The sequence below is a fragment of the Allosediminivita pacifica genome (genome assembly GCF_003054175.1).
GTDB lineage: Bacteria > Pseudomonadota > Alphaproteobacteria > Rhodobacterales > Rhodobacteraceae > Allosediminivita > Allosediminivita pacifica.
The window spans coordinates 63,865-79,458 of record NZ_QBKN01000018.1 but is presented as its reverse complement, the minus strand read 5'-3'; the positions used below and the strand labels follow the sequence as shown (position 1 = coordinate 79,458).

Sequence of the window (15,594 nt, the reverse complement as noted above, 5' to 3'; positions counted from 1 at the left end):
AGTCGCGGCTCCGCCGCGACGGGGGCAGAGCCCCCGACCCGCGCCACCAGGCGCGCGTCCCTGTGACGGTCAGGACAGGGCATTGGCCTCCCGCGCTTCGTCTTCCTCGTCGACCACGGCAAACAGCGCCGGCACCGCCGGACAGGGCGCCAGCGTGCGCTCCACCACGTCCGACAGCCTTGCGGTGTGCAGGAACACGTAGACCTGCGCCGACAGGCTCTGCCACAGCCGGTTCGACAGCGACTGCGCCTTGCTGCCCGACGCCCCGCCCGAGGCGCCCGCGCCCTTGTGCATCGCGTCCACCGTCTCGTCGACGGCGCCCAGGATGTCGACCACCCGGATCTCCGTCGCGGGCTTGGACAGCCGGTAGCCGCCGCCCGGACCGCGCACCGAATCCACTAGCCCGCCGCGGCGCAGCTTCACGAAAAGCTGCTCGAGGTAGGGCAGCGAGATATCCTGCCGCTTCGCGATGTCGGACAGGCTCACAAGCCCGCCTTCCGGCTGCAGCGCGATATCCACCAGCGCCACCATCGCGTACCGTCCCTTCGTGCTCAGCTTCACGTCCCGGCCTCCTTCGGGCAATTGACCTCGACCGACGCATCCCCTATCTGCGTCAAGCCGATCCCGGCGGCGCATCCACCGGGTTTAGAACTGTTCTAAGGTGGCCGAGCGAATTCGTCAAGAATATCGCCGCACATAAGAAGGAGCCCGGAACGCCCCATGCCCGAGGTCATCTTCCCCGGACCCGAAGGCCGGCTCGAAGGCCGTTACCACCCTCAGAAGGATCGTGACGCCCCGATCGCCATCGTGCTTCATCCACACCCGCAGTTTGGCGGGACGATGAACAACAAGGTCGTCTACAATCTGCATTACGCCTTCTACAACATGGGCTTCACCGTCCTGCGGTTCAATTTCCGCGGCGTCGGCCGCAGCCAGGGCGAGTACGACCAGGGTGTCGGCGAACTCTCCGACGCCGCCTCCGCGCTCGATTACCTGCAGTCCATGAACCAGAACTCCAAGCACTGCTGGGTCGCCGGCTTCAGCTTCGGGGCCTGGATCGGCATGCAGCTGCTCATGCGCCGCCCCGAGATCACGGGCTTCGTCTCGGTCTCGCCGCCGGCCAACATGTACGACTTCTCCTTCCTCGCCCCCTGCCCCAGCTCGGGCCTGATCATCAACGGCACCGGCGACCGGGTCGCGGCGCCGCAGGACACCCGCACGCTGGTCGGCAAGCTCGGCGAGCAGAAGGGCATCACCGTCACCCACGAGGAAGTCGAGGGCGCGGACCACTTCTTCCAGGAGCCCTACATGGATCCGATGCTCGGCACCGTCTCGGGCTACGTGAAGCGCCGCCTGACCGAATCCACGCGCTGAACACCCTCCCGCCGGCCCTCTCGTGGGCGCCGGCGGGCACCCCCTCGCCGGGGACATTCCTGACAAATGGTTAATTCGTCTTTTTAAGTCCTTGATATTGCTTGGAAAAAAGAGTTTCCCGGCCCGGGACAGCTGCGGGACATCCGGCCGACACGCGCGCATCCACCGCTTGCCTCCGGTCCCGAAGGGCGCCAGAACCGCCCCATGGACAGCGCCCCCGACACCCCCCGCCTCGACGCCCAGATGGCCTTCCTCGGCGAGGCCGACCGCCTCAAGGCCGTCATCCGCGCCACCCGCGTGACTGGCAACCGTTTCGAGAATTCCGCCGAGCACAGCTGGCACGTCGCCCTCTACGCCCTCACCCTGGCCGAGCACGCCCCCGAGGGCTGCGACACCACCCGGGTGATCCAGATGCTCCTCCTGCACGATCTCGTCGAGATCGACGCAGGCGACAATCCCATCTTCGGCGACCACGATGCCGCTGCGATGGAAGCCGCCGAGGCCGCCGCCGCCGACCGTCTATTCGGCCTGCTGCCGGCCGACCAGGCCGCCAGTTTCCGCGCCATCTGGGACGAGTTCGAGGCCAACGAGACGCCAGAGGCCCGCTTCGCGAAATCCCTCGACCGCTTCGCACCCCCGGTGCTCAACATGGCGGCGGGCGGTGGATCCTGGTCGGACTATTCCGTGGAATGGGACACCTTCGAGACCCGCGTCGCGCCTAAGATCGCCTCCGGCGCGCCCGGTCTCTGGCAGTGGCTGCGCCCCCGCGCACGGGCCGTCTTCGACCGGCTCGCGGGGCGCGCCTGAGCGCCGCCAGTCAGGCCGGCACACCCTCTTTCATCTCGTTGAGAACGCGGCCGTAGCCCCCGTCCTCCACGAAGCGCCGCTCCGGCCCCGAAGTCTCGCGCCCGAGCGCGGCGTTGCGGAAGGGAAAGCGCCCGAAGCGGCGGATGATCTCGCGGTGGACACGGGCATGCAGGAGGTTGTCCTCCCCCTCGGCGCCCAGCCGCTCCTTCATCAGCCGCACGCAGCGATCCTGATCGCAGGCGTTCTCGGAATGCATCAGCGGAAGGTAGAAGAACTGGCGCGCGGGCGGATCGATCTTCATGTCCCAGCCGCGGTGGATCGACTGCTTTGACGCCGCCATGGCGACCGCGTCCGACGAAAACGCCTTCGCCTCTCCCCGGAACATGTTCCGCGGAAACTGGTCCGCGAGGATGATGTAGGCCAGCGCCCCGCTCGGATAGGTCAGCCAGAGGGCGTAGCGCCCCTGCATGAGCCCCTCCCAGGTGCCGAGAAACCGTGCCCGGATCTCCTCGTCGACCTCGTCGTCCTGTCGGTACCAGCCCTTTGGCCCCACCTCGTCCAGCCAATAGGCCAGAACGTTCTCAGGCATCGACATGTCCGCCTCCTCTCTTTGCTCACGCAAGACCTGCCTCTGGGAAAGAAGGCTAACGCCCTCCCGGCGGTGCAGACCAGTCACTATTTCCGTCAGTTTCCAACAGGCAGCAGGAAGATGCCGCGATATTGGCGCATGCCGAAATTCGCGGCAATCCTACGTCGCAGGGCGCGGGCACGGCACCGAATACGCTCATGCAGCGCGGTCGGCGGTCTGTTGCTCGGCCTGTTCGTGCTGTCGGGTCGGCGCCGCTTCTGCCTGCGTTTCCGTCTCGGCTTCGGCCTCTGCCTCGGCGGCGGCTTCAGCGGCATAGCCCTGCGCCGCCTCGACCACCACGGGCGTGCCCTGCATGGCCAGCGGCGTATAGACACCGGTATCGCCCGCGGCCGGCGCCGCGCGGCGCGTCATGCGATAGAGACCATAGAGCGTCATCAGCCCCAGCAGCGCCGCGATCAGCAGGAAATAGCCCGGAGGACCCACCACCTGCAGCACCCAGCCGATGGCAAGCGGCCCCGACACGGCGCCCACGCCGTTCACGAACAGCAGCCCTGCCGACGCGCTGGCCATGTCCTCGTGATCGAGAAAGTCGTTGGTATAGGCGATCAGCAGCGAATAGAGCGGGTTGGTCGCTCCGCCGACCACGAAGGCTGACGCCACGAGGATCGTGAAGACACTGCCCAGCAGCGCCGCCACCACGGCCGCGCCCGCACCCATGGCGGCCACGGCGGTGATCAGCAGGCGCCGGTCCATCCGGTCCGACAGCCAGCCCAGCGGATACTGCAGCACCAGCGCGCCCACGTAGAAGGCCGCAACGAAGATCGAGATCTGCGCGAGCTTCAGCCCCGCCGCGGTCGCATAGACCGCCGCCATGCCGAACTGCGCCGAGATCACGCCGCCCAGCAGGAACATGCCCACGATTCCCAGCGGCGAGGTCTTGTAGAGCTCGCGCAGGTTCATGGGCTTGGTGGAGTCGAAGGCCGGCGTGGGCGAGATCGACAAAAGGATCGGCGCAAAGGCCACAGACACCAGCACCGACGGAATCACGAAGAGCAGGAAGCCACTCGCATCCGGAATCACCAGCAGCGCCTGCGCGGCGATGATGCCCGCCATCTGCACGATCATGTAGGCCGAGAGCGCCTTGCCCCGCGTCGCGTTGTTGGCCGAATTGTTCAGCCAGCTTTCCGCGGTCACGTAGACGCCACAGAAACAGAAGCCGAGGATCACGCGCATCACTGTCCAGGCGATCGGGTCCTGCACCGCCGGGAAGAGGATCAGCATGGCCGAGATGAGCGAGCCCAGCGCGGCAAAAACCCTCACGTGCCCGACCCTGCGGATCATGTCCGGGGTCATGCGTGACGCGAACAGAAAACCGGCGAAATAGCCCGACATGACCATCGACATCTCGAAAGCCGAAAAGCCCGCAGCCGTCCCGCGCACACCCAGAAGCGTGCCCTGAAGGCCGTTGCCCACCATGAGAAGCGCCATACCCAGAAGCAGCGCCCAGGAATGTCTAAGTACGTCCAGCATCAGTCCCCCGGTCTCTGCCCGCGCTCCACGCCGGGCTAACCGTTATCGATTACAACTGCGCGACGGAAAGCGGCTTTTCCGGCCCTCGGGATGTCGCGCCCGGGCTAACGCGCCGCCTGTCGGGCGAAGTTCCGGGATCACTCCGGTATTAACAAAGACGCGTCACCGTAAGAGAAAAAGCGGTACCCTTCCGCTACGGCATGGTCGTAAATCCGCCGGGTCCGATCCTGCCCCATGAGTGCCGAGACCAGCATCAGCAGAGTGGACTTCGGCAGGTGGAAATTCGTCATCAGCGCATCGGTCACCCGGAAGCGGTATCCTGGATATATGAAGATCTCGGTAACGCCCGAGAAGGGCGCGATCTCGCCGCCCTCGGCCGCGGTCTCGATCAGTCGAAGCGCCGTGGTGCCGACCGGGATCACCCGCCCACCCGCGGCCTTCGTAGCGGAGATCTCCTGCGCGGCGTGCTCGCTTACCTCGCCCCACTCCCCGTGCATCCTGTGTTGTGTGACGTCGTCGACCTTCACCGGAAGGAAAGTGCCCGCGCCCACGTGCAGGGTGACATGCGTGAACGCCACGCCCTTTGCCTCGAGCGCCGCCAGCAAAGCCTCGTCGAAATGCAGCGAGGCCGTCGGGGCCGCCACGGCGCCCGAATTCTTCGCCCAGACCGTCTGGTAATCCTCGCGGTCCTTCTCGTCCGCGGCGCGCAGCGCGGCGATATAGGGCGGCAGCGGCATCGCGCCCGCCGCCTCCAGCGCCGCGTCGAAATCCTCGCCCGAAAGGTTGAACCGCAGCCGGGCCTGTCCGTCCTCGCGGGCCTCGACCACTGCACTGAGCGCATCGGAAAAACGGATCTCCTCGCCGTCCTTCACCCGTTTCAGCGGTTTCAGAAGTGCCGCCCAGGTCCCGTCCGCCTGCGGCTCCAGCAGCGTGGCCTCGATCCGCGCCTCACTCTCGCCCCGCCGCCGCGTCCCGCTCAGCCGCGCCGGGATCACCCGCGTGTCGTTCAGCACCAGCCGGTCGCCGGGACGCAGCCAGTCGACCAGATCCGTCACCACCCCGTCGGTGATCGCATCTCCCTGCGCCACCAGCAGCCGGGCCGAGGACCGTGGGCTTGCCGGACGCGTGGCGATGCGCCCCTCGGGCAGGTCAAAATCGAAATCGCTGAGCTTCATGGGTCGTCCTTCCGCCGTTACTGCGACACCTCGGGTCGCGGCCGGCGGAAAATGTCACGGAAGATCCCCGGTGTCAGGGCCGAAAGCGGGTTCACCGAGACCTGCGGCCCCGAGAAGGGCCCCCGCAGGTTGAAGTTGAAACCGATCAGCCCCTCGCCCCGGCGCGAAACGAGCTGCCCAATGCCGTTCAGGATGTAGATCGGCGAAAGGACGCCCTGAAGGTCCACCCTTTGCTGCGCGAGATTGATGTACCCGTCCAGAGAGACACCCATCGAGGGCCCGACAGCCGTGCCTTCCTGCAGCACGATCTGCTGGGGGCTCAGGCGGAACCGCGCATCCACATCGGAAAAGAAGATCCCCGGTCCGTTCAGCTGGTCGAGAATGCCCACAAGGCTGATCGCGTCCAGCAGGGCCGCGATCGCGGACATGCCCCGCAGCCGCGTCTGCCGGATGGCAAGCTGCCCGTCATAGGTGCCCTGCAACCCCGGTACCGGCACCAGCCGCAGCTCCAGCGGGCCGTTCTCGAGCCGGAAGGGCAATCCCGCGCCATCGACTGCGTCGCCCGCATCCTCGGCATAGACCCGAAGCGCCGTGCCCCCCGGCGCCGCCGAGGTTTCGCCCACGATCTCCTCCTCGCCGCCAAGCACGCCCTCGAAGCTGCCGACCAGCGCCGAGCCGAGCGAAAAGCGCCCGCGCATGTCCTCGACCCAGATCCGGTCGGTGACCTCCAGCCGGTCCAGCGCCAGTGTCAGCGGCACTGGCGATCCGCCCCCCCCTGCGCCACCGCTGCCGTCCGGCAGACCGCGAATATCCACGCGGCCACCCGAAAGCTCGATCGCAGGGATCTGCCCCGGCCCGCGTGCGGCCAGCACACCCTCGACATCCAGCCAGTTGCCGAGAGTCAGCCGGTCCAGTCGCAGCGCGTCGAAACCGCCGCTTCCGTTCAGGCTCAACCCGCCTTCGGCCGAGAGTCCCGCGCCCGAAAGCGAAAGCCCGTCGATCCGCACGGGCGACCCAAGCCGCCCCGCGATCTCGAAGCGCCCGCTCTGGCCCTGCGTCAGGCGCCATCCCAGCGGCGCGATCTCGACCCCCAGCCCGTCAAGCGCGCTGGTCAGCCGGAAGTCCGGCGGCCCGCTCTCGCGGAAATCCAAAGCCAGGTCGCCCGTGCCGCGCCCGCTCAGCATGTCCGGCGGCAAGGGTATGCCGAAATCGGCCAGCGCGCCGGGGCTCAGCTCGACCTGCGCGCGCACCTCGCCGGGCGCGCCGCCGCGGATCGGCTGCGTCCAGCGCCCCGTCGCCGGCAGGCCGGACAGCTCCACGCCGCCCTCCACCTCGACCCGGTCACTGTCCAGACGCAGCGCCAGCCGGTCCGCCGTGAGGGTCTTGCCCGGCACGAGGCTGTCGCTTTCCACATCCCGCAGCACCCCCTCGAAATCCATCACGACCTCGTCGCGCGGGATATTGCGCATCAGCGGCAGGCTCAGTGTTCCGGCCAGGTCCACCTGTCCAGTGGCAAGCCCCGGATCGCGCCCCGTCCGCGACAGCACCCGCCACGAGGGGTTGTCGATATAGGCGAGCGCGGCCTCGGCGCTGCCCTCGGCCACGAGGTCCAGCTTGCCGGTCATCGGGTCCTGCCCCAGCCGGTCGATGGTAAAGCGCGCCCCTGCCAGCGACAGCACCCCGCCCCGTCCGGGATCGGCCTCGCCCTCCTCCAGCCAGACGCCGAGGCGGCTGTCGTGGATGGCGATCCGACCCTTGCCCCCGGTGATATCCGCCAGATCGTTGCTGTAGCGCAGCCGCAGCCCCTCGAACCCGGCGTCGAGGTGAATGTCCGGCTCCTCGCCCGCGGTACTGCGCAGGGCAAAGGCCACGTCGGTCAGGCGCCCCTGCAGCAGGTTGTCGCGCACCCAGTTGCGCAACTGGTGGCGGAACGCCCGCGGCCACCAGGTCAGAACCTCCTGCGGCGTGGTCTGCGCAAGCTGCGCATCCACGCCAAGCGCCCAGCCCGAGGGCTCGGCCGAGAACCGCCCCGAAAGCCGCACCGGGAGCGCCGGGTCGGTGACGTGCAGTTCCCCCAGCCTGACGCGGAACGGATCGAGCGCCAGCTTGAAGGCCACTTCCGCGCCCTCCAGCGTCACCGCCCGCTCCAGTGCCGCGCCCTCGGCGAGCGCCACGCGCGAGACACGCATCTGCGCCTCGATCGCGTCGGGCCAGCCGTCCTCGATTCCGGCCAGCACCGCATCGCCGCTGGCGCTCACCTCGCCCAGCGGTGAACGCACCGCGATTTCGTCGAAGCGCAACACACCTTCGTCCGGATCGTAGGTCAGGTAGGTCCGGGCGGAGTCGAAGGGCAGCGCACGGGTGTTCAGCGTGGGTTGAAGCGCGCCTTCCCCGATCTGCAGCGTCGCGTTCAGCGTGCCGAGCGTGCCATCCTCTCGCATGCGGGTGCGCAGCGCCCCCGAGATCGGCGCCCGAAGGGCGTTGAGCCAGGCGAGTGCCGGACTCTGGGTGGCGATGTCCTGCGCCGGCAGGTCATGCAACGTGACGCCGACACTGACAGCCCGGCTGCCGATGTCGCTTTCGGCATTCACCTCCAGCCGAGCCGCCTGCGCCCCGCTGCCCACCACCGAGATGTTCCCCGCGAGCCGCAGCCGGCCGTCCTCGCGCGTCAGCCGCATAAGCCCGCCGTCGGCCGTCCAGCCCCGCCGCGCGCGCGCATCCTCGTAACGCACGGTGACACCCTCGACCGTGATCGCGCGCAACTCGGCCAGCCGCGGGTCCGACAGGGCCGTGTCGATCTGCGCCAGCACCTCGCCCACCGCGGGCATCTGGCGGTCATCCCCGAAGCCGCCCCCAAGCGCCATGCGCAGCGTCCCGTCCGGCGTCCGCTCGACCCGCATCATCGCGCCTGCCGCCCGCGCACCGTGCAGGACAGGCTGTCCGCGCAGCGCCGCCAGCGGCGACAGCCCCGCCTCGAGCGAGGCAAGCTCGGCCACGGTCACGCCCTGGTCGTCGCGCAGTTCCACGTTCCCCAGCCGCACCCGCAGCGGTGCGCCCGCCCGCGCAATCAGCGAAAGCTCCCCGAAGTCGAGATCCAGCCCCGGCGCAGCCTGCGCCACACGTTCGGCCACGCGCTCACGCACCCACTCCGGCGCGTGCAGCGGCCGACCGCTCAGCGCGAAGGCGCCACCGACGAGAAGGACCAGCAAAAGGCAGAGAGGCACGGCCCACCACAGGTGCCGCCGCCGGCGCCGACGCGCGCCCGCCACTGCCCCCGTCTCAGCGTCCTTCATCGTTCACTGGATCGACGCTCCCGTCGCGCTACACTCCACCCGTCCGGGCGCGATAGCGTCCAGTTTACCATTATTCCCAAGGAGTGTTCCATGTCCGAGATGGCCCCCGATTTCACCCTGCCCTCCACCGGTGGTGACGATGTCACGCTGTCCGCACAGCGGGGGCACCCGGTCGTCCTGTTCTTCTACCCCCGCGACGACACCTCCGGCTGCACCAAGGAGAACGAGGCCTTCACCGCGCTCCAGCAGGAGTTCATCGACGCGAACTGCAACGTCTATGGCATTTCCAAGGACAGCATCGAAAGCCATCACAAGTTCATGGACAAGAAATCGCTCACCGTGCCGCTTCTCTCCGACGAGAACGCCGATGTCTGCGAAAAGTACGATGTCTGGAAAGAGAAGAACATGTACGGCAAAAAGTTCATGGGGATCGAACGCTCGACCTTCCTGATCGACGCCGAGGGCCGCATCGCCCGCGAATGGCGCAAGGTGAAGGTGCCCGGCCACGCCGAGGAAGTCCTCGAAGCCGTCCGCGCCCTCTGATCGGGCGTGACACGGGAAAGAAGCGCAACAGGTCCCCTCTCCCCCCGGGGAGAGGGATAGGGTGAGGGGCTCGGAGCGCCCGAAATGGTGCGCGCCAGCAGTCACCCGCGCAACACGTCCCCTCCCCCTGCCAGGGGGAGGGCTAGGGAGGGGGCGATCACCCCGCCCACAACCTCGGCTCTGCCAGCTCAACCGAATTGTTGCCCGGATCGCGGACGTAGATCGACCGCGCGCCGTTGGGCCAGATGAAATCCGCCTCGATCTCCACACCGGCCGCCCCGAGCCGCCGACGCCAGTCGTCGAGCGCCTCGCCCGGCATGGCTAGGCACACGTGCCCCTCGCCGCGGCTTCCGTGCGGCGGCACAGGCATGTCCGGGTTGCCCGGGGGCTTCACCGTCTCGTCGGGGTTGAACACCAGCAGAACGCCCGGCCCCACGCGAAAAAAGACGTGACGGTCACCGACGCGAGAGATCTTCTCCAACGCCAGCACCCCTCCATAGAAGGACTCAGCGGCGTCGAGGTCGCTTGCATAGACGGCCGCTTCAAGCACTCCGGGCGACGGCGCTGCGTTGGGAAGATCGTCCGATGTCATGGCCAGAAGCCTAGCAGGCGGCGCGCAAATGCCCAATAGCCCTGTGGACAACACGTCGCCGCCGCCCGGCTGCCCTGTCACGAAGCAGTTACGTTTTTTGGATACCCCTGCGCCGGAACACTGCATCTTGCGGGGCTTGCCAGAAGCTTAACGCGAGATATAGTGAATCTAGGTTGGGGCGGACCCCGCCCTGGCGCTTACGATCGAGCAGGCCGGGCGAAGGACGACTCTCCAATGGACGGCGATTTCAGGACGACTTTCGTGCGCGAGCCGGGCGCACTGAAACAACACCCCGCGCTTGTGCTGAACGCGGACTACCGGCCACTTTCCTACTATCCGCTCAGTTTGTGGCCCTGGCAGGACGCGGTGAAGGCGGCCTTCCTCGACCGGGTCGACATCGTCGCCCACTACGACGAGGTGGTCAGAAGTCCCAGCATGACTCTCCAGATCCCCAGCGTCGTGGTCCTCAAGGATTTCGTCAAACCCCAGAAGCGCGTGGCCTTCACGCGCTTCAATCTTTTTCTGAGGGACGAATTCCGCTGCCAGTACTGCGGCACCAAGACCGAGCTGACCTTCGACCATGTGATCCCCCGTGCTTCGGGCGGCATCACGAGCTGGGAAAACGTCGTGGCCGCCTGCGCGCGCTGCAACCTGCGCAAGGGCTCCAAAAGCCTGCGTCAGGCCGGCATGAGCCTGTTCAAGCCGCCGCGCCAGCCTTCGGCTTCCGAGCTTCTCAACATGGGGCGCAAGTTTCCGCCCAACCACCTGCACGAAAGCTGGCTCGACTTCCTCTACTGGGACGCCGAGCTGGAGGCGTAGCCGCGCGTGACATTGCACCGCGCGGTCCTGGACGAGTGATCCGCCGATGGTTCCGGCATTTCAGCCAGGAGATATAGATTCATGCGTTTCATTCCCGCCATTGCCCTCGGCCTGCTTCCGCTTGTCGCCATGGCCCAGACCGAAGCTCCCGCCCCCGAACCGCCCGCCTCCGCCGAGGCCAGTCTGGGCGCCGGCAGCCCCGAGGCCGTCGCCGCGGCGCTGCAAGCGCTCGGCTACCGTGCCCTGCTGACGACCGACGATTACGGCGACCCCAAGATCGTCTCGGGCGCAAGCGGCGCCATGTTCGAGATCTGGTTCTACGGCTGCGAAGAGGCCGCCGACTGCAAGGACCTGCAGTTCTACGGCGGCTTCGACACCGAACGCGCCTTCACCGCCGAAGAAATGAACGACTGGAACCTCGATCAGCTCGTGGGCCAGGCCTACGTGGACGAGAACGGCCATCCGAGGATCAGCCTCGCCCTGCCCGGGGCCACCGACCTCACGCCCGCCGCCTTCGAGCGCATGGTCATGCGCTGGGACGCCGCCTTCGGCACCTTCGTCAATTTCGTCGAGTTCTGAGGCCGGAACGCGAAACGGGCGCCGCGGCTTGCGCCGGGCGCCCGTGAAATCTTCGGGACATGCCCCGTATCAGCCGTTCGACGCTTCCGCCTCGGTCGAGGAAGAGCTTTCCTGCGCGCGCGGCGCCGACTGGCCAGAGGACTGACCGCCCGCGGGCTTTTTCGCGCCGCCCTTGCCGCCGGTCAGCGGATCGTCCTGACGCTGCACGGAGCCTTCGAAATGGGCACCGCTCTCGATGGCGATGGTCTTGTGGATGATGTCGCCCTCGACCCGCGCGGTCGCGGTCAGGCGCACCTTCAGGCCACGCACGCGACCGACGATACGGCCGTTGATGACCACGTCGTCGGCGACGACTTCGCCCTTGATGGTCGCGGATTCGCCGATGGTCAGCAGGTGGGCGCGGATGTCGCCCTCGACGGTGCCCTCCACCTGGATGTCACCGGTGGTCTTCAGGTTACCGACCACGTGCAGATCGTTCGACAGCACGGATGCGGGCGGCTTGGCCTTGGGTGCGGTCGGTTTGTACTCGGAACCAGAGCTGCTGGCACGCGGCATTTCCGGGGCTGCGGGCTTCGCAGCCTCGTCCGCCTTCGGGCCGGGCTCATTGATCTTGCTCTTAGAAAACATCGTTCGCAGCCTTGATATAGATCATGGGATTGACCGGTTCGCCGCCAACTCTGACCTCGTAGTGCAGGTGGGTGCCGGTGGACCGTCCTGTGTTCCCCATATCACCGATGCGATCCCCGCGCGAGACCCTTTGGCCCTTCTCGACGCGGATTTTGGACATGTGCGCATAGCGCGTTTCGATGCCGAACTCGTGCTGGATCTTCACCAGCCGGCCGTAGCCCGACATCCACCCGGCGTGGATGACGACACCATCGGCGGTCGAATAGATCGGCGTGCCGTGCGGAGCTGCGAAATCGGTACCCGCGTGCAGCCGGCCCCATCGGCGACCAAAGCCGCTGGTAAAGCGGAACGGGTCCTTCAGCGGGGTCGCGAAGGGCGCGCGCTGCGCCGCGATGCGATAAAGGTTCAGCCGGTCCATCTGGTTGAGGATGCGGTTGGCGCGCAGGGTCTCGTCGCTCGGCTCCTCGCTGCGGGTCGAAAGGCTCAGCGGGGTCAGCGGGCCGCCCTGGCCGGAATAGCCACTGCGCACCTGGCTGATGATGCGGTCGGGATCCATGCCGGCGGCTTCGAACATCTTGTCGAGCGGCTTGACCGAAACGGTCATCGCCTCTTCCAGCTGCCGGAAGATACGATCGTTCTCGCTCTCCTTGTTACGCAGTTCCATGGCCATGCGGTCGGCGCGCACCAGCGCATCCTGGGCATCGGCCACCACCTGGTCACGCTCCTCGGCAGTGCGCGACAGGGCCTGCGTCAGCATCTCGAGCGTGGCGTCGCCTTCGCCGTTGCCGGCCGAGGCCACCTGAGTGCCGCCTTCGATCCGCTCCTGGAGGCTCGCCACGCGTTCGCTGGCAGCCTCGCGCTCTTTCATGGTCTTGCGCAGCGTCGCCTGGATCACGTCGATCCCGGTCTCGAGCTCGCGGCGCTTGGTTTCGGATTCGAGCAGTTCCGTCTGCATCGCCGAAATCTGCTGAAGCGCGGCGTTGAAGCGCTCCTGCGCCTGGGCCGCTTCGTGGGCCCGCGCATCGCGCTCATCCGATAGGGCGTTGAGCCGCTGCTGATATGTGGTCTGCTCGCGCTCGGCCTGTTCCCGGTAGTTGCCCGACCCGATGCTGTCCATCAGCAGGATCGCCGTTGCAACGATGGTCCAGGCCACGACGAGCCCGGCACCGGTGGCGGCGACCGCCTGGGTGCCCGGGCGAAGCCGGATGAACCTTGTGTCTGTCTCGGATCTCAGAAAGAGACGACGTTCCGGAAAAAAGCCCTCTAGGAGCGCATGAAGTCTGATCGCGAGACGCGTTCTCACTTGGTCGTCCCTTTATCCCGTCTCAATACCTGACACTCGGTTCCCCCGAACCCGGCGCCTTGAGAGAGGGGTTAGCCGCCACTTCACATATCCGCAACATTTTTGGCTAAACGGTTCCCCACGATGGGCGCACCCCCGCCGAAATGGCAAAAATCCGCCGAACTGAAAGGCCTTACCCGCGATTCTGATCCACCAGCGGCCAGTAAAAATCAGGCGGCAATCCGGCCTCCGCACGCTTTTCCTCGTTGAAAGGCGGCTTCAGTGACCCTTTGAAATATCTTTTGACGAGGGTGTGGAACGCATCCTTGGGGTCCTCGTCATGGCGCCCGCACAGGAAATGGAACCACTTGGAGCCGTAGGCCACGTGCCCCACCTCCTCGGCGTAGATGGTCTCCAGCGCGGCCACCGCGCTGGTCGCATCCGCCTTGCGGAAGACCTCGATCATGCCCGGCGTCACGTCGAGCCCCCGCGCCTCCAGCACCATGGGCACGACCGCCAGCCGCCCCATGAAATCCTCGACCGTCTCCTCGGCCGCGCGCCACATGCCCGCGTGCGCGGGCAGCGCGCCGTAGAAGCTCCCCGCCTCCTCGAGGCAGTCGCACATGAGGTTGAAGTGCTTGCTCTCCTCGTCGGCGGCCTTCACCCAGTCGTCGTAAAACCCCGGCGGCATCTTCACATGGGCAAAGCGCGGGATGATGTCCCAGTGCAGGTCCACGGCGTTCAGCTCGATATGCGCGACGGCATGCAGCAGGGCGATCCGTCCCTGCGGGCTGCCCGGCCGGCGCCGCGGTACGTCCCGCGGGTCCAGCAACTCGGGCTTTTCGGGCCGCGAGGGGCGCAGCGGCGCCTCCGCATGCCCCACCTCGGGCATCTCGCCTGCCTCGCGCGCCGCGAACCACGCCGCCGCATAGCGCCGCGACCTGGCGGTCTTCTCGCGCCCGTCAGCGGTGGTCAGAACGTCCACCGCCATCTCGCACAAGGTCATGTCCAAGGCTCTAGAACCCGCACTTGTCACGCAGGAAGGCCAGCGCCACCTGCAGCCCGTCGGGCGCGATCCCGTGCGCCGTGCCCTTCATGATATGGGCAAAGACCTCGCGGAAGCCCGCCTCCTGCAGCGCCTCGGCGGCCTGCGGCATCGAGGCCGGCGGCACCACGTCGTCCTGGTCGCCATGCACCAGCAGAACCGGCGGTTTCGACACCACCTCGTCGCTCAGCAGTTCCGGCTCCATCAGCCGCCCCGAAAAGCCGACGATGCCCGCAACCTCGTCCTCGCGCCGCGGCGCGACGTGCAGCGCCATCATCGTCCCTTGCGAGAAACCGAACAGCGCCACCTGCTCGGGCAGCAGGTCCTCGTCCACCATCAGCGCGTCGAGAAAGGCGTCGAGATCGGCCGCCGCGCGCGCCATGCCGTCCATGGCCTCCTCTTCCGAGGACCCGTCGATCCAGGGGATCGGGAACCACTGGAAGCCGAAGGGCGCGCCCGCGCAGGCCTCGGGCGCGTCGGGCGCCACGAAGAGCGTGTCGGGCAGATGCTCGCCCAGCGGCTCGGCGAGCCCCAGCAGGTCGGCCCCGTTCGCACCGTAGCCGTGCAGGAACACGACACAGGACCGCTTTTCGCCCGAAACCGGCTCGCGCCGGCCGGTGGTCAGCACTCGTGTCACAGGACACCCTCCCTCTGTTTCTCCACGTGGTAGTAGGCCCAGAGCGCCCGCGCCGCAACCGATCGCCACGGCGACCAGGCCTCCGCCATGCCCCGAAGCGCGCGCTCCTTCGGCCGCTCCGGCAGATCGAACAGCAGCCGCGCGCCCTCCTGCAGGGCAAGGTCGCCGGGGGCAAAGACATCCGCCCGGCCCAGGCTGAACATGGCATAGATCTCGGCGGTCCAGACACCGACCCCCTTCACCGCCACCAGCCGCTTGACGACCTCGCCGTCAGGCATCTCCCGCAAAGCGTCGAAGTCGATCCCCGCCTCGGCCAGCGCCTTGGCGTAACTCGCCTTCTGCCACGACAGGCCCAGTGCGCGCAGGTCCTCTTCGCTGCGCGCACCCACCGCCTCCGGCGTCACCGCGCCGGCCTGCTCGAGCCGACCCCAGATCGCGCGGGCCGACGCCACGCTAACCTGCTGGCTGACGATGGCCTGCAGAAGCTGCCCGAACCCCTCCGGCCTGCGCCGCAGGGGCAGCGGCCCCGCCACCTCCAGCGCATGGGCAAAGCGCGGCTCGGCCTCGGCCAGCCAGGCCGCACCTTCCAGCACGCAGTCGTCCGTCTCGATGATCCGCCCGTTATACATGCCACCCGAGCTAAGCCGCCGGGCGTGCCCCTGCAACACCGCGCTGCCTCCAAGCTTCGCTCCGGAGCCCTGA

General features: G+C 67.5%; 16 protein-coding genes. 5 read left to right on the top strand and 11 right to left on the bottom strand.

What is annotated here, in order from left to right:
• Positions 1 to 69 precede the first annotated feature (69 nt).
• Positions 70 to 561, bottom strand: a complete 492-nt coding sequence (gene iscR / locus C8N44_RS14465) for a Fe-S cluster assembly transcriptional regulator IscR (protein ID WP_107977482.1) — start codon at positions 559 to 561, stop codon at positions 70 to 72.
• 159 nt (positions 562 to 720) lie between these two features.
• On the opposite strand from iscR, the gene C8N44_RS14460 reads away from it, so the two are divergent.
• Positions 721 to 1,374 (top strand): alpha/beta hydrolase, encoded by a 654-nt coding sequence (locus C8N44_RS14460; RefSeq protein ID WP_107977481.1) that lies wholly within the window; start codon positions 721 to 723, stop codon positions 1,372 to 1,374.
• A 204-nt stretch (positions 1,375 to 1,578) separates the two neighbouring features.
• Positions 1,579 to 2,181: an HD domain-containing protein gene (locus C8N44_RS14455; protein ID WP_107977480.1), complete on the top strand. Its 603-nt coding sequence runs from the start codon at positions 1,579 to 1,581 to the stop codon at positions 2,179 to 2,181.
• A gap of 10 nt (positions 2,182 to 2,191) precedes the next feature.
• Here C8N44_RS14455 and C8N44_RS14450 read toward each other — a convergent pair whose 3' ends face one another.
• The 4 genes from C8N44_RS14450 to C8N44_RS14435 form a co-directional block, all read right to left on the bottom strand.
• Complete coding sequence (locus C8N44_RS14450; RefSeq protein ID WP_107977479.1) at positions 2,192 to 2,776, bottom strand: DUF924 family protein; 585 nt, start codon at positions 2,774 to 2,776, stop codon at positions 2,192 to 2,194.
• Between the two features lie 189 nt (positions 2,777 to 2,965).
• Complete coding sequence (locus C8N44_RS14445; protein WP_107977478.1) at positions 2,966 to 4,300, bottom strand: MFS transporter; 1,335 nt, start codon at positions 4,298 to 4,300, stop codon at positions 2,966 to 2,968.
• A 137-nt stretch (positions 4,301 to 4,437) separates the two neighbouring features.
• Positions 4,438 to 5,475 (bottom strand): tRNA preQ1(34) S-adenosylmethionine ribosyltransferase-isomerase QueA, encoded by a 1,038-nt coding sequence (gene queA / locus C8N44_RS14440; protein ID WP_107977477.1) that lies wholly within the window; start codon positions 5,473 to 5,475, stop codon positions 4,438 to 4,440.
• Between the two features lie 17 nt (positions 5,476 to 5,492).
• Positions 5,493 to 8,699 carry a DUF3971 domain-containing protein gene (locus C8N44_RS14435; protein WP_245412994.1) on the bottom strand — a complete coding sequence of 1,069 codons (3,207 nt, stop codon included), beginning with the start codon at positions 8,697 to 8,699 and terminating at the stop codon, positions 5,493 to 5,495.
• Positions 8,700 to 8,858: 159 nt separating this feature from the next.
• Here C8N44_RS14435 and C8N44_RS14430 point away from each other — a divergent pair, with 159 nt between their 5' ends.
• Positions 8,859 to 9,311, top strand: coding sequence for a peroxiredoxin (locus C8N44_RS14430; RefSeq protein WP_107977475.1), 453 nt, complete (start codon positions 8,859 to 8,861; stop codon positions 9,309 to 9,311).
• A 157-nt stretch (positions 9,312 to 9,468) separates the two neighbouring features.
• On the opposite strand, the gene C8N44_RS14425 is transcribed toward C8N44_RS14430, so the two are convergent.
• Positions 9,469 to 9,903 carry a VOC family protein gene (locus C8N44_RS14425; RefSeq protein ID WP_107977474.1) on the bottom strand — a complete coding sequence of 145 codons (435 nt, stop codon included), beginning with the start codon at positions 9,901 to 9,903 and terminating at the stop codon, positions 9,469 to 9,471.
• A 234-nt stretch (positions 9,904 to 10,137) separates the two neighbouring features.
• Between C8N44_RS14425 and C8N44_RS14420 the strand changes: the two genes are divergently transcribed.
• The gene (locus C8N44_RS14420) at positions 10,138 to 10,722 is read left to right on the top strand and encodes an HNH endonuclease (protein ID WP_107977473.1); all 585 of its coding nucleotides are present in this window, start codon (positions 10,138 to 10,140) and stop codon (positions 10,720 to 10,722) included.
• A gap of 81 nt (positions 10,723 to 10,803) precedes the next feature.
• Positions 10,804 to 11,301 (top strand): YbjN domain-containing protein, encoded by a 498-nt coding sequence (locus C8N44_RS14415; protein WP_107977472.1) that lies wholly within the window; start codon positions 10,804 to 10,806, stop codon positions 11,299 to 11,301.
• A 69-nt stretch (positions 11,302 to 11,370) separates the two neighbouring features.
• On the opposite strand, the gene C8N44_RS14410 is transcribed toward C8N44_RS14415, so the two are convergent.
• The 5 genes from C8N44_RS14410 to C8N44_RS14390 all read right to left on the bottom strand — a co-directional run bounded on the left by C8N44_RS14410 (position 11,371) and on the right by C8N44_RS14390 (position 15,521).
• Entirely contained in the window at positions 11,371 to 11,928 is a 558-nt protein-coding gene (locus C8N44_RS14410) for a bactofilin family protein (protein WP_107977471.1), read from the bottom strand.
• Entirely contained in the window at positions 11,918 to 13,231 is a 1,314-nt protein-coding gene (locus C8N44_RS14405; protein WP_107977470.1) for a M23 family metallopeptidase, read from the bottom strand. Before C8N44_RS14405 ends, C8N44_RS14410 begins: the two co-directional genes overlap by 11 nt.
• 172 nt (positions 13,232 to 13,403) lie before the next feature.
• Positions 13,404 to 14,216: a ferritin-like domain-containing protein gene (locus C8N44_RS14400; RefSeq protein ID WP_107977469.1), complete on the bottom strand. Its 813-nt coding sequence runs from the start codon at positions 14,214 to 14,216 to the stop codon at positions 13,404 to 13,406.
• Between the two features lie 10 nt (positions 14,217 to 14,226).
• Positions 14,227 to 14,892, bottom strand: coding sequence for an alpha/beta hydrolase (locus tag C8N44_RS14395; protein WP_107977468.1), 666 nt, complete (start codon positions 14,890 to 14,892; stop codon positions 14,227 to 14,229).
• Positions 14,889 to 15,521, bottom strand: coding sequence for a DNA-3-methyladenine glycosylase family protein (locus tag C8N44_RS14390; protein ID WP_107977467.1), 633 nt, complete (start codon positions 15,519 to 15,521; stop codon positions 14,889 to 14,891). Before C8N44_RS14390 ends, C8N44_RS14395 begins: the two co-directional genes overlap by 4 nt.
• Positions 15,522 to 15,594 lie beyond the last annotated feature (73 nt).